Origin of the sequence: Gordonia sp. L191, assembly GCF_030077625.1 — a bacterium.
GTDB classification, from domain to species: domain Bacteria; phylum Actinomycetota; class Actinomycetes; order Mycobacteriales; family Mycobacteriaceae; genus Gordonia; species Gordonia polyisoprenivorans_A.
In genome coordinates, this window is sequence record NZ_CP125996.1 from 2,569,402 (window position 1) to 2,583,789 (window position 14,388).

The window sequence follows — 14,388 nt, forward strand, 5'->3', positions numbered from 1 at the left end:
ACGGAGAACTCGGTGCCGACAGCATGATCGGGGGCACTGGTAAAACACTTGGAGAGCGTTCGGGCCACGGTGAACCCGGCCGGTGAGAACCCCTTGCCGCCGGGCATCCGCGATCTACCCGGTCTTCGGTGTCGTCCCGCCCACCGATGCGACACGTTCGCGGATCAGCACGGCCACCGCGGCACGATCGAGCGCGCGACCGGTCGCCATCCCCTTGTCCAGCACGTGCGCGTCGATCCGCTCGGTCATCTCCCGTCCGTACGAGGCGAGATCGATGACGTCCATCCGCTCCGGCCGATATCCGGTCACCTCACCGTGGTGGTCGGCAACCCCGAGCAGGCGGGCAGCGGCCTCGTGTTGGCCCCGGACGAACTCGACGTAGGCGAGCGTGAACACGGCCACCATCCATGACGTCAGGTCGTCGATCCGCTCGCAGGCCGCGATCATCTCGGTCAGCTTCTCCTGTGCCGGGCCGTGCACCCGGCCGCGCGCGATGTCGTTCTTGGCGCCGATCCACAACGCCGAGGCGACCAACCAGTCGTATCCGCACTCACGCCCGAGCTCGACCGCCACGGCCAGTTCGTCATCGGCCGCATCGTGGTCACCGGCGCGAAAACACGCGCTGCCGAGCGCCATTCGCGCTTCCGCGGCGATCTGTGGCAGCCCGTCGCTCGTCGCCACCGACAAGGCGCCGCGAGCCAGGGCGATGCCGGACTCGACCGCACCGGCACCACCCTGGAAGAATCCCAGGGTCACCGCGGCATCGGCGTGGGCAAGACGGTCGTCACGTCGTGTCATGTCCAGTGGCGCGTTGGACAGAGTCGCCTCAAGACGCCCCATCGAATCCAGCAGCACATCGAGATCACCTGCGAGATAGGCGATCACGAGCACACCGCACAGCGCACGCAGCCTGTCGACAACGGGAATGCCGGGGTCGTCGGCCACCGTCAGGGCCGGTCGCAGCATTCGCAGACCCTCGTCGACGCGGCCGCGACGGTACCAGTACCAGAAGATGCCACCGACGATCTGCGTGTAGGCCGCCGGATCGGCGTGGCGGCACCGTGACAGCGCCGCATGAATGTTGGGCATCTCGGCATCGAGACGACGCGTCCAGGCCAGGGTGTCGGGACCGCGCAGTCCCGCATCGACCTCCGCGCTCATCGCGCGCACCCACCGCAGGTGCGCTGCCTGCAAGGCGGCCGAGCGGGATTCATCGAGATGGTCGACGGCGAACTCGCGCAACGTCTCCAGGATGCGGTAGCGCCGCGGGTCACCGCCGACGACGGTCACCATCGAGGAGTCGATGAGCGCCTCGAGATCGCCGAGCAATCGCGCCCCGTGACCGGTCACCGCCTCGGCTGCGGCATGGTCGAACCCGCCTGCGAACACCGTCAGCGCCTCGAACAACCGGCGTTGTGAGTCATCGAGTGCACGGTAGGACCCCTCGATGGCGGCGTACATGCTCGAGTGGCGCTCGCCTGCCGCCCCCGGCAGCGCGGCTCGCGCGGTGCGCAGCAGCGCGAAGCGGTCGATCAACAGGTGGTGCAGTTGCCGCACCGACAACATCGAGGTGCGCGCGGCCGCGAGTTCGATTGCCAGGGGCAGATTGTCGAGGGCCCGGCACAGGGTGACGATGTCGGCCGGGTCCTCGGTGCGCGCGGCACGAGGGGCGCGTTCGGTGAACAGTGTTGCGGCCTCGTGCAGCGGTCCGACGACGTGGACGTGCTCACCGGGAACACCCAGCCGCACCCGGCTGGTGGCGAGCACCTGCACGCCGGGGCATGCGGTCAGCAGCGCCAAAACGAGCTTCGCGGCATCACCGGCCACATGCTCGCAGTTGTCGAGTACGAGCAGCGTCCGGCGCGTGCTCAGCAGTGAGGTGAGCACGTCGACGCCACCGCGCGCGGTGAAGCCGAGCACGCGCGTCGTGGCCTCGACGAGCGAGTCGTGATCCCGGGTGCCCGAGGCCTCGACGAACCACGGACCGTCGTGGTCGGAGCGTGCCGCGGCGACTGCCATCGCCAGCCGGGTCTTGCCGATGCCGCCCGGTCCGGTGAGCGTCACCAGTCGATCGGTTCCGAGCGCGTGCTCGACGTCGGCGAGGTCCTCGTCCCGGCCGACGAAAGAGGTGAGCGCGACCGGGACGTGACGTCCCAGACGCACGTGGGCGTCATGCTCTGCGTCGACGATGAGACCGGGATCGTGTCGCAGGATGGCATCGTGCAGGGCCACCAGCGACGGTCCGGGATCGGCGCCGACCTCGTCGGCGAGCACGTTGCGCGCAGTCCGCAGGCTCTCCAGCGCCTGCGCCTGACGCCCCGCGCGGTACTGCGTCAGCGCGAGCAGTTCCCAGCGCCTCTCCCGCAACGGATCCGCACGCAGCAGGGCCGACAGGTCGACGATGACGGATTCGTGGTCGCCGCAAGCGCTCGACGCGGCGAGGTGGTCGTCGACGGCCGCGGCCCGCACCGCCTCGAGGCGCGTGGCCTCGATCTGGGCGAACTCCCAGCCCTCGATGTCGGAGTACGCCGGTCCGTGCCATTGGGCCAGCGCCTGTGCGAGGATCTCGCGTGCCCCGGCCACCTCACCGGAAGCCGGCAGGGCGCGCCCCCGCTGCGCCTGTCCGACAAAGACATTCGCATCCACGGCGTCACGAGGGATGAGCAGTCGATAACCGCTTCCGGTACGGACGAGCACTTCCGGCGACTTCTGTGCGTGCGCCGGCTCGAGAACGCGTCGCAGCGTCGAGACATAGGCCTGCAGGGTCCCGGTGGCCGTCCGCGGCGGACTCTGATGCCACAGGTCGTCGATGATGGTCGACGCCGACACCACCTCGCCGCCCGCGATCAGCAGACGCGAGAGCAGGGCTCGCGGCAGCGGACCCCCCAACGGCACCTCGACCCCGTCCACCCGTACCGCCAGCGCGCCCAGAACACGGACCTCGAATGGCATGTGACGACGATAAACGGATCCGGGCGATTCGGACAGAATCTCACCTGCCGAGTGAGCGCTCGCTATAGCCTGGCTCACAGTTGTCATCGCCGATGAGGAGAGATCGTGTTCCCTGGAGTGTTCGCCGCCCGTACCCCCGACAAGCCCGCCGTCATCCGCCCCTCGACCGGCGAGCAGTTGACCTACCGAGAACTCGACGAGAACTCCACGCGTCTGGCCAATCATCTGGAATCGCTCGGCCTGCAGCCCGGGGATGCCATCGCCGTGGTCTCCGAGAACGACCTGCACATCTTCGAGGTGTACTGGGCGGCCCTGCGCAGCGGCATGTACATCACCGCCATCAACCATCACCTGACCGCCGAGGAGACCAACTACATCCTCACCGACTCCAATGCGCAGGTCGTCTTCGCCGGTGCGTCGGTGGCCCACGCCGTCGAACGCGCGGGTGAACTCCCTGCGCTCGCCGCGCCCGGTCATCGTCTCGTGTGGGGCGGCGACCTGCCCGGCTTCGACTCCTACGAGAAGGTCCTCGCGAGCGCGTCACCGCAACCGCGCACCGATCAGCCGCGCGGCACCGACATGCTCTACTCGTCGGGAACCACCGGGCGGCCCAAGGGAATTCAGACCCCTCTGCCGCAAGGTCAGGTCGATGAGATCCCCGACGCGTACACCGCCATCTTCGCCCCGATGTACGGCTTCGACGAGAACTCCGTCTATCTCTCCCCCGCACCGCTGTATCACGCTGCGCCACTACGTTATTGCGGCACCACCAATTCGGTCGGCGGAACCGTGGTGATCATGGACCGCTTCGATCCCGAAGAGGCCCTGCGGCTCATCGAGACCTATCACGTCACCCACAGCCAGTGGGTACCCACCATGTTCATCCGCATGCTGAAGCTGCCCGAGGAGGTCCGTTCCCGGTACGACGTCTCGAGCATGAAGGTCGCCGTTCACGCCGCCGCACCGTGCCCGGCCGAGGTCAAGCGCGCCATGATCGAGTGGTGGGGCCCGGTGATCCACGAGTACTACGCCTCCACCGAGGCGGCCGGTGCCACGTTCATCGGCCCCCAGGAGGCACTCGATCACCCGGGCTCGGTGGGTAAGCCGCTCCTCGGCGTGGTGCACATCTGTGACGAGGACGGCAACGATCTGCCCACCGGAGAGGTCGGCCTGGTCTACTTCGAGCGCGAGGAGGCCGTCTTCGAGTATCACAACGACCCGGAGAAGACCGCGCAGGCACGGCATCCCGCGCACGACAACTGGTCGACCACCGGCGACGTCGGGTACGTCGACGAGGACGGCTACCTCTACCTCACCGATCGCAAGGCGTTCATGATCATCTCCGGCGGGGTCAACATCTACCCGCAGGAGGCCGAGAACGTTCTCGTCACCCATCCCGCCGTGTTCGATGTGGGGGTGATCGGCGTCCCCGACCCGGATCTCGGCGAGGTCGCCAAGGCGTGCGTCCAGCTCGCCCCCGGGTTCTCGCCGTCCGACGAGCTCGCCGCCGAGTTGCTCGACTTCACCCGAGACAAGATCGCGGCCTACAAGGTGCCCCGCTCGGTCGACTTCGTCGACGACCTACCCCGGACGCCCACCGGCAAGCTCGTGAAAGGGATTCTCCGCAAGGCGTATTGGCCGTCGAACGTCTGACGATCGACCGTCTGACGATCGTTCGTCTGTGGATCGGTCGGGGTGACCCCGGCCGATCTCAGGCGAGTTCGATGAGTTCCTGATACTCCTCGGACCAGTGATCCTCGGTGCCGTCGGGCAGCAGGATCACGCGCTGCGGATCGAGCGCTGCGGCGGCACCTGGGTCATGGGTCACCAGGACCACGGCCCCGGTATAGCTGCGCAGGGCGTCGAGGACCTGTTCCCGCGAGATCGGGTCGAGGTTGTTGGTGGGCTCGTCGAGGAGCAACACGTTGGCCGCCGACGACACCAGTCCGGCCAGTGTCAGTCGCGTCTTTTCACCACCGGACAGGGTGCCCGCCGGCTGGTCGAGTTGAGCACCGGAGAACATGAACGCACCGAGCAGGCCACGCAGGTCCTGTTCGCCGGCGTCGGGGGCGGCGTGCCGGATGTTCTCCCACACCGACGCCCCGTCGTCGAGGGTGTCGTGTTCCTGCGCGAAATAGCCGATCTTGAGCCCGTATCCGGGTTCCAGTGAACCCCGATCGGGTGTCTCGACCCCGGCGAGCAGTTTGAGCAGGGTGGTCTTACCGGCACCGTTGAGACCGAGAATGACCACGCGGCTGCCCTTGTCGATCGCGAGATCCACCCCGGTGAAGATCTCCAGGGAGCCGTAGTTCTTGGTCAACCCCGACGCCATCAACGGCGTCTTCCCACAGGTGGCGGGGTCGGGGAAGCGGATCTTCGCCGTCCGGTCGGCCACCCGCTCCTCCTCGAGCGAGTCGAGCATGCGGTCGGCTCGTTTGAGCATGTTCTGGGCCGCGGTGGCCTTGGTCGCCTTCGCGCCGAGTTTGGCGGCCTGTGTGCGCAGCGCCGACGCCTTCTTCTCGGCGTTGGCACGTTCACGTTTGCGTCGCTGCTCGTCGGTGGCACGCGCGTCGAGGTAGCGCTTCCACCCCATGTTGTAGACGTCGGCCTCACCACGCACCGCGTCGAGGAACCACACCCGGTTCACCACGTCGGCGAGCAACTCGACGTCGTGACTGATGACGACGAGCCCACCCTCGTGGTTCTGCAGGAATCCCCGCAGCCAGGTGATCGAGTCGGCGTCGAGGTGGTTGGTCGGCTCGTCGAGCAGGAGCGTCGTATCCGACTTGCCGGCACCGTCGGAGGCGGCGAACAGGATGCGCGCCAGCTCGATTCGCCGTCGCTGGCCACCGGACAGGGTGCGCAGGGGCTGACCCAGAACGCGATCGGGCAGGCCGAGGGAATGGCAGATCCGTGCCGCCTCGGACTCGGCGACGTAACCGCCGAGCGCGGAGAACCGCTCCTCGAGTTGCCCGTACTTCACGACCGCCTTGTCGCGCACCTTGTCATCGGCGGCCTCGGCCATCAGCGCCTGCTGCTTTTCCATCTGACGCATGATCGAGTCGAGTCCGCGCGCCGAGAGCACCCGATCACGGGCGAGCACCTCGAGGTCGCCCTCCTTGGGGTCCTGCGGCAGGTACCCGATCTCGCCGCTGCGCACGACGGTGCCGGCATAGGGCTCGGTCTCCCCGGCCAGGATGCGCAGCGTCGTGGTCTTCCCGGCGCCGTTGCGTCCGACGAGCCCGATGCGGTCGCCGGGTTGGATGCGCAGCGCCGAGCCGGGCGCCGACAACAGGGTCCGGGCGCCCGCTCGGACTTCGAGGTCGGTCGCGGTGATCACGACGGTCCAGTCTAATGGCCGAGCGACATCAAGACCGCATCGCCGGGATTCGTCCACGTCAGCGACGCGGAGCGGGGGCGCGGCGACGACAGGCGACGGCCGATTGGGGACGCCGGGTTAGGGTCTACTACACTAGCTTAGGCTCACCTTAGCGGCACCGAATTCCCGTGCATTCCCGTGCGGCACGGAACCCGCGAGCCCGACCCGACCGGATTCGAGGGAGTACACCCGGTGACCTCACCCCATCCGCATGACCCCCATCCGCATGTCCACAGCATGTGCGTCGTCATCTGCTGCTACACCGACGATCGCATGGCGCTGCTGACACGCGCGATCGATGCGGTCACCTCGCAGCTGTGTCCTGCCGATCGTCTCGTGGTGGTCACCGACCACAACGACGTGCTCGGGGACCGGGTGACAACCCTGGTGCGCGACCTTCCCGCACGCATCGATGTGGTGCTCAACGGGCAGACCCGTGGCCTGTCCGGTGCGCGCAACAGCGGCTTGCGGTGCGCGACGGAGGATCTCGTGGTGTTTCTCGACGACGACGCGGTGCTGCGGCCGGGCGGTCTCGCCGAGGTGCGTCGAGCCTTCCGCGACCCGTCGATCCTCGCCATCGGCGGGCGCGTGGAGGCCGCGTGGTCGGGCACCGGCGCTCCCGGCTGGTTTCCCGACGAGTTCGGATGGGTGGTCGGCTGCGACTATCGGGGTATCGCCCCCGACGGTGCCGACATCCGCAATCCGATCGGCGCCGCGATGGCCGTCCGGCGTGCCGAGCTGGTCGAGATCGGGGGCTTCGCCGGTGAACTCGGGCGCGTCGGCGACCTGCCCGTCGGTTGCGAGGAGACCCTGATGGGCATCGAGTTGCACCGCCGGTTCACCGACGGCCGCATCGTGCGGCGCACCGGTTTCGCGGTGGACCACTCGGTCACCGAGTCCCGCGCGACTCTGCGGTACTTTCTGCGACGCTGTCTGCACGAGGGCCGGTCGAAGGCCGTGTTGCGCCGGATGGCCGGCGCGACCGACGCGTTCTCGGCGGAGACCTCCTACGTCCTGCGGACCATCCCCACCGGGGTCCTGCGTTACCTCGCTCAGCTGCTGCGCGGCGATCTCGGGGCGCTCGCGCGGGTACTCGTGATGGTGCTCGGCGTGGCGGTGACCGCAGTCGGTACGGTGTCGGCCCGGCGAGGCGGTGGCCCGGTCGTGGCCCGGCGTGACGGTGGCCCGGTGTCGGCCCGGCGAGGCGGTGGCCCGGTGTCGGCCCGGCGTGGCGGTGGCCCGGCACCGGCCACGCGGGCACCGTTCACCGGCTCCGACTTGGTGTCGGTCGTCATCCCGACGATCGGACGAGACCTCCTCGCCGGCACCGTGAAAGCGGTGCTGGCCCAGCACCATTCACCGCTCGAGGTCATCGTCGTGGACAACCGTCCGGCGTCCGGGCGGACCCGGCAGATCCTCGATGACTTCGACGATCCGCGGCTGCGGGTGGTCGACGAGTCGTTTCCGGGCATCTCCGCAGCCCGCAACGCCGGTATCGCCGCGGCTACGGGACGGATCATCGCGTTCACCGACGACGACGCCCAACCCCGCCCCGACTGGGTTTCGACGATCGTGGAAACCTTCGTGCGCGATTCCACCGGCACCATCGGTGCGGTGACCGGCCGCGTGATGGGCGTGGAATCCCTCACCGAGCTCCAGCAGATGTTCGAGGACGCCCGGGTGTTCGACAAGGGCGAAGACCTCACGGTGTGGTCGCTGCGCCCGCATCCGACTCACGTCGCGGCGGGCGTTGCCGGCGAGCACAACTTCTTCTTTCCCTACACCGCGGGCCAGTTGGGCAGCGGGAACAACCTGGCGCTCGCCGCCGAGATCCTGCCGCACACCGGGGTGTTCGACGAACGCCTCGGCACGGGCACCCCATCCCGCGGTGGTGAGGACCTCGACCTGATGCGTTCGGTCATCCTCGCCGGATGGGCGATCGCCTACCGACCCGACGCCGTGGTGACCCACTACCACCGCGACAACATGGCCGAGTTGCGCACGCAGAGTTACGGATACGGCACCGGGATGTCCGCATCGCTGACCAAGCTGGCGTTGTCCCGGCACGGCCTGGCCCTGGCCTGGCGCATTCCCGCGGGTCTGCGCGCACTGTTGGTCCCCGGTTCGGAGAATGTCTCGGCCTTCGCCCGGGAACAATGGCCCGACGAACTGCGAAGGCTCGAACGGCGCGGCTATTTCGCCGGACCAGTACTGTTCCTGCGCGGCCACCGTCGCTGCCGCGGACGGGCGATGCCCGGCACCGGCGTACGCGGCCCCGGTGCACCCCAACCCGAAGCACCCCGACCCGAGGCACTCCGACCCGAGGCACTCCCGACGGGATCGCTCGAATGACACTCACTGCAGACCGATCCGAGGCCGGCCCCGAGACCGATCGACGCTCGGTCGGGTACGGATTCCCGCCGCGGGCGGCACTGTCGGTGGCTGCGATACTCGCCGTGGTGCTGCTCCTCCTCGACGGTGCCGCCGCAGCCGACATCAACATCGCCGGTGCCGGGGTACGCGCCGCACTCGTCTTCCTCGGCGTCCTCACCCTGCCCGGCCTGCCACTGGTCATCGCGCTGCGGATTCCCGGCCGCGCATTGTCGACGGTTCTCGCCGCGGCGATCTCGTTGTCGGTCACCGTGCTCGCAGCGCAGACCACGATGATCGCCGAATGGTGGAGTCCGCTACGGACGCAGGCGATTCTGATGGTCGCCACGCTCGCGGTGTGCCTGTGGACGTGGCGCACCCTGCCCGCGGCGACCCGATCGGGCACCTGGCGGCTGGATCGCCGGACGTGGACCCGCGCCCGGGCACGCAGCCTCGTGGCGCTGCTGGGCGCGCTGGTGCTGCTCGTCGTGGCTGCCGAGTCGCTCGACGTGTTGCGGGTCGGTCGATTCGGTGTCGTCGCCGGTCTGGACGCCTATTACTTCGTCGGGCTGGCTCTGCTCGCGGTGGTGATCGTCACCGCCCTGCGCGCCCGCCGCCTCGACCCGCTGGTGCTGTCGGCCTCGACGGTGCTCGCCGTCGTCTACAACGGGATGCTCGTCGGTGCCGCCACCGGCGAGACATCGATTCCGACGTCGTTCGTCCACCGCGGTTTCATCAGCATCCTCGCCCAGGGGCACGCACTCCCCGACCAGATCGACGCGCGCTTCAGCTGGGCCGGGTTCTTCAGCATGGCCGCCCACGTCCAGACCGCGGCCAGACTACCGGATGTCACCGGCGTTCTGGTGTGGGCACCCCTGGTGTCGGGTGTGGTGATGTCCTTCGGCGTCTACGCCATCGCGATCGCAGTGACCGGCCGCGCCCGCCTGGCGTGGATGTCGGTGGTGCTCTACCACGGCTTCAACTGGTATCAGCAGGACTACTTCGCACCGCAGGCGATGGCCCTGATCGGCTACACCGCCATCCTCGCGACCCTGCTGTGGCAGCTGCGCCGGGCACCGCTCCCCGACCTGGAAGACGGCCGAATTCAGCGTGTGCTCAACGCCTTTGCGCGCACCCCGGGTCGCGTACCCGGCGTCGGCGCGGGACGCACCCTGGCCATCGAGGCGATACTCGTCGTCATCGTGGCGGCCGGCACCGTCTCCCATCAGATGACGCCCATCCTCACGATCGTGGCGTTGGCTGCATTCGCGGCGACCGGAACCACGCGCTACCGCACCCTGTGGCTGGCGGCCGGTCTGATCTTCGCCGCGTGGTTCTCCTACGGCGCCACCGACTTCTGGCTGGGTCACCTGCAGTCTCTCGTCGAGGAGGTCGGCAAGGTCGGCCAGTCGGTGGAAGCCGGGGTCGGTGATCGCCTCAGCGGTGACCCCACCTACACCCGAATGCAGTATCTGCGCATGATGGCCTCCGGCGGATTCGCTCTCGTCGGTCTTGTCGGCTGGTTCGTCTGGCGGACCAAGCGAACACGGCTGATCGCCGGTCTCCTTTGTGCTGCACCGTTTCTGCTCGTGGCACTGCAGAGTTACGGCGGCGAGATGATCATCCGATGCTTCTTGCTCGCCTCACCCGTCCTGGCGCCGTTCGTCGCCCTGACCCTTGCGTGGGCGGGCCACCGGATCTCCGTGGCCCGCCGTCGACGACCGGCGTCGCCGCGGCTGACCGTGCTGACGTCGGTGGTGTTGTGCGTTGCGGTGTTCGCCGTCGGTGTCCTGGAAACCACCAACCGCGGATTGAACACCGCGTTCGAGGCGTCCACCCGCGACGAGGTGGTGCTCACCGATGAGTTCATGGCGACGATCCCCCCGGATTCGCTGGTGATGAGTTTCAGCCACGCGCCACACTCGGTCGGCATTCGTCGCACGCTGGACCCACACGGCCCGAAGTTCGCGTTCATCGATTCCTATCCGTGTTTGAACAACATCGCACTGTGCACCGAGCAGCGCGATCCCGACTTCGTCTACATCACCAATCAGGGGATCCAGATGCTCGTACTCCAGTACGGCCAGGACCCGGCATGGCTACGACACCAGATCGACGAGGTCGTCGACACCGGACGATTCCGGGTCACGGTGAACACCCCGAGCGTGCAGATCCTGCGCAACGTCGAGAACGGACCGAGATCATGAACCTCACCATCGCCGCGTTCGTCGCCGGCGCCGTGCTGCTCGTGGTGGGCGCGGCACTTCGCGAATTCCAGGTCGCCGCATCGGGTGCGACGGGCCGGGGTCGCCTGGCACATCGGGTGACCATCCTGGTGGCCGCGTGCACCGTGGTCGCCGCCTGCCTGACCGTGCAGCGCCTCGCGGTGATGGCGCTGTGACACGGCCCCGGCGGAAACGACCAGGTTCACCACGCCCGCGGCTGCTGCCGATTGCGTTGGGCGCCACGCTGATCGCCGGCGTCGCCGCGTGCGCACCGGCATCGGGCGATCCGATGCACAACGCCGCGCAGACGAGCAACTGTGTCGGCGCCGGGGTCGACGGCGCGGGCACCGCACCGGCCGCCCAGGACAGCCGATTGTGGAAGCGCGTGTTCGTCGACTCCTTCGACCGATGTGACCTCGGCGACCGCTGGGGTACCTATTCCGGGTCGCCGGGCGGGAATCCCGTCGGCCGGTGGGATGCGTCGATGGTGCGTGTGCACGACGGCGTTCTGCGACTGTCCGGCGAGAAGACCGCGACGGGGTGGACGACCGGAGGCGTTTCCAACTATCCGGTCACCCAGACCTACGGGCGGTGGGAGGTGCGGATGCGGGCCACCGACAGCGCCGATCTCTCCTATCACATGCTGTTGTGGCCCAAGGACGAACAATGGCCACCCGAGATCGACTTCGCCGAATCCATCGCCTCCCGGCGCGATCAGATGTCGGCGTTCGTCCACTGGGTCGACGCCCGAAACGGGGACGGGGACAACAAGAAGGCCCACGCCGAGGTGAGCGGCGACTTCGGCGACTGGCACACCGTCGGCGTCGAGTGGCTGCCCGGGCTGATCCGGTACCTGCTCGACGGCCGGGTGTGGGCGGAGGTCCGTGATCCGGTGATGGTGCCGACGGTGCCGATGTGGCTCGGCTTGCAAGTCGAGGCCGGAGCGTGTGAGCGTCGCGCCGACTGGGGTATGGCACCATGCTCGCCCGACGAGCCTCGTCCAACACATGGTGAGGTCGAGATCGACTGGGTCGCGGTGTATTCACCCATCGACGACGTCGCCGCGTTCACCAGTGCCGGATATCTCACGCCGACACCGGGAGCCGTTCAGCTCGGAGCGAGCTGAGCGCGCCCCGTCACCGCGCGTGTGAGCGGCACCGCGACGAGTAGGGCCGCGGTGCCCTCGGCGATGATCATCGCCCACCCCGCGGCGATCAGCCCGTGATCGCCGATCCACGCGGCGGTCAACGACAGCATCGTCACGGCACTGATCACCTGAACCGCCAACGCCGGACCGAGCCGGCACCGCACACGGCAGATGCCGACGTAGGCCAGGCCCACCGCCGCGAGCGGGAGTGCGGTGGCACCGAGCCGCAGCAGGACGGTGCCGTGTGCGGCGTAGTCCGGTCCGGCCAGCCGCAGGAACACCGGGCCGATCACGATCAGGACCAGCGCGGCCATCGTCGCCCCGCCGACGAGAATGGCCACGAACTGCCGCGTACGACGCAGGGCCACTTGGGTATCCGGTGTCGCTAGGGCATTCGCGGCCCGCGTCGCATCGTCGGCACTCATCGCCGCCACATACGGTCCCAGCAGCATGGTCAACAGCACCAGCACCGCGCTCACCAGAGACCAGACAATCGAGAAGTACGCATTCGGATCGGCCCCGACCCGCGCGATCACCACCGGCGGCAGGATCAGCGGGGTGATCGCGCCGGCCACATAGACGCCGTAATTGCCGGCGAGAAAACGTCGTTGGGTCTGCCACGGGGGCAAGGCGGTCGGCGTGAACGCGACATCGGCGGCACGCAGACGGAGTTCACGGCGGGCGACCCACCACAGCAGAGCGGCCGCGACAGCCGCCGTCACCACCCAACTGCCGACGAGTCCGAGCCGGTCGGCGGACAGGGCGAGCACGGCCGCAGCGGCGAGTTTCGCGACCGCGTGCCCGATGTTCTTCTGGGCCGACCAGTCGGCGCGTCCCATCGCGATGCTCACGTGGTCGAGCATCGCGAACGACGACAGGACCACCACCACGATCGGGAACATCCACATCTGCGCGGCGCCGTCGAACATCTCCGACGTCGGGCCGACGATCAGGAAACCGCAGCCGAGCAGAGCGCCGCAGCTCGCGCCGATCAGCAGGCCTCGGCTCGGAAGTGTCAGGCTGCGTTCACCGGCAATCGGCAGAAACCGTTCGAGATAGGCGCCGATTCCCAGATTGCCGAACGCCGAGAGCATGGTGGCGGTGGTGATCACCGCAGCAGCGGCTCCGACCTCCGACGCCGGATACATGCGCCCGGCGAGGACCCAGTAGACCAACCCGAGAACCGCGGTTCCCAGACCCGAGACCACCAGCGCTGCAGAGCTTCTCGCGATCGTCTGACCGGTCGGCGCAGGCCCGTCGGACAGATCGGCGCGAGCGGCGATCACCCCGCGAGTTCGTCGGATGCGAGTTCGATCGCCGCACCCGCGCGCACTCCGTGACGCGTCGCCGACCGGTGCGAACGCCAGTGCTTGAATTCCTGGTTGATGGTGCGCAGCACGCGCATGCCATCGCTGTAGGCGTTGAGATTGCTGCGCCCGTGCAGTCGTGGCCCCTCGAAACTCCCGACCTCGGTGATCCGCAGACCTGCGGTCGCCAATCGAACGTTGATGACGGTTTCGATCTCGAACCCGTCACCCCATTGCGCCCGACGATATCCGGTGGGCGGCAATTCGATCTGCTCGGCGTGACGCGCCCAGAAGGCGTTGTAGCCGTAGCAGAGATCGGTGAACTTCGTGTGGAAGTAGACGTTGACGATGGTGTTGAGGGCCTTGTTGCCGATCCGGCGCAGTGCGGTGATGTCGGTGCTGCCGCCGGCGCCGACGAATCGACTGCCCTTGGCCAGGTCGGCGCCCTCGACGAGCGCCTGCACGAACAGCGAGATCTCCGCCGGATCGGTGGAGCCGTCGGCATCGATCGTCACGATGATGTCGCCGGTGCAGGCCTCGATCCCGCATGCAAGTGCATTGCCCTTGCCCGAGCGGGTCTGGGTCACGAAAGTGGCTTCGGGCCACAGTTTTCGGGCCACGGCCACGGTGTCGTCGGCCGAGTTGCCGTCGACGAAGACGATCTGATCGATGCCCTCGGGCATCCGGAAGGCCACATAGGGCAAGTTCTTGGCCTCGTTCATCGCCGGGATGATCACCGAGACGCTCGGACGGGAGCCCGACGCGTCGGAGATGGGCGAGATGTCACCATGCCCGATGGGCGAAATGTCACCGTGCCCAATGATTCCCGGTCGTGCGCTGTCCTGCATGGGTCCCCACTCGTTGCGGTTCGAACTACCTGAAGTTAGGCTTAGCGTAGACTAAAGGTTAGCCTAACCAAAGCCCGGTTCGCCGGAGTGCCGCACTTCACACCTTCTGCGCCGAATTGCGATCAATGCACAGGCTAGCCTAACCTAATTAATCGTTCCA

Annotated in this window: 9 protein-coding genes; 5 read left to right on the forward strand and 4 right to left on the reverse strand. The window is 67.9% G+C overall.

Annotated features, from left to right (window positions below; translation table 11 throughout):
• Positions 1–114: 114 nt before the first annotated feature.
• Positions 115–2,952: an AfsR/SARP family transcriptional regulator gene (locus tag QNM97_RS11455; protein WP_283822826.1), complete on the reverse strand. Its 2,838-nt coding sequence runs from the start codon at positions 2,950–2,952 to the stop codon at positions 115–117.
• A 105-nt stretch (positions 2,953–3,057) separates the two neighbouring features.
• Between QNM97_RS11455 and QNM97_RS11460 the strand changes: the two genes are divergently transcribed.
• The gene (locus tag QNM97_RS11460; RefSeq protein WP_283822827.1) at positions 3,058–4,605 is read left to right on the forward strand and encodes an acyl-CoA synthetase; all 1,548 of its coding nucleotides are present in this window, start codon (positions 3,058–3,060) and stop codon (positions 4,603–4,605) included.
• Between the two features lie 58 nt (positions 4,606–4,663).
• Here the strand turns inward: QNM97_RS11460 and QNM97_RS11465 are convergent, their stop codons facing one another.
• Positions 4,664–6,292: an ABC-F family ATP-binding cassette domain-containing protein gene (locus QNM97_RS11465; protein WP_014359975.1), complete on the reverse strand. Its 1,629-nt coding sequence runs from the start codon at positions 6,290–6,292 to the stop codon at positions 4,664–4,666.
• A gap of 231 nt (positions 6,293–6,523) precedes the next feature.
• On the opposite strand from QNM97_RS11465, the gene QNM97_RS11470 reads away from it, so the two are divergent.
• From QNM97_RS11470 to QNM97_RS11485, 4 genes are read left to right on the forward strand one after another with little or no spacing between them, the layout of a single operon-like run.
• Complete coding sequence (locus QNM97_RS11470; protein ID WP_283822828.1) at positions 6,524–8,683, forward strand: glycosyltransferase; 2,160 nt, start codon at positions 6,524–6,526, stop codon at positions 8,681–8,683.
• Positions 8,680–10,908 (forward strand): hypothetical protein, encoded by a 2,229-nt coding sequence (locus tag QNM97_RS11475; RefSeq protein WP_283822829.1) that lies wholly within the window; start codon positions 8,680–8,682, stop codon positions 10,906–10,908. Before QNM97_RS11470 ends, QNM97_RS11475 begins: the two co-directional genes overlap by 4 nt.
• Positions 10,905–11,102 (forward strand): hypothetical protein, encoded by a 198-nt coding sequence (locus tag QNM97_RS11480; RefSeq protein ID WP_283822830.1) that lies wholly within the window; start codon positions 10,905–10,907, stop codon positions 11,100–11,102. Before QNM97_RS11475 ends, QNM97_RS11480 begins: the two co-directional genes overlap by 4 nt.
• The gene (locus tag QNM97_RS11485) at positions 11,099–12,052 is read left to right on the forward strand and encodes a glycoside hydrolase family 16 protein (RefSeq protein WP_283822831.1); all 954 of its coding nucleotides are present in this window, start codon (positions 11,099–11,101) and stop codon (positions 12,050–12,052) included. Before QNM97_RS11480 ends, QNM97_RS11485 begins: the two co-directional genes overlap by 4 nt.
• Here the strand turns inward: QNM97_RS11485 and QNM97_RS11490 are convergent.
• Positions 12,034–13,359 (reverse strand): lipopolysaccharide biosynthesis protein, encoded by a 1,326-nt coding sequence (locus QNM97_RS11490; RefSeq protein ID WP_283822832.1) that lies wholly within the window; start codon positions 13,357–13,359, stop codon positions 12,034–12,036. The genes QNM97_RS11485 and QNM97_RS11490 overlap by 19 nt on opposite strands.
• Positions 13,356–14,228 (reverse strand): glycosyltransferase family 2 protein, encoded by an 873-nt coding sequence (locus tag QNM97_RS11495; protein ID WP_283822833.1) that lies wholly within the window; start codon positions 14,226–14,228, stop codon positions 13,356–13,358. Before QNM97_RS11495 ends, QNM97_RS11490 begins: the two co-directional genes overlap by 4 nt.
• Positions 14,229–14,388 lie beyond the last annotated feature (160 nt).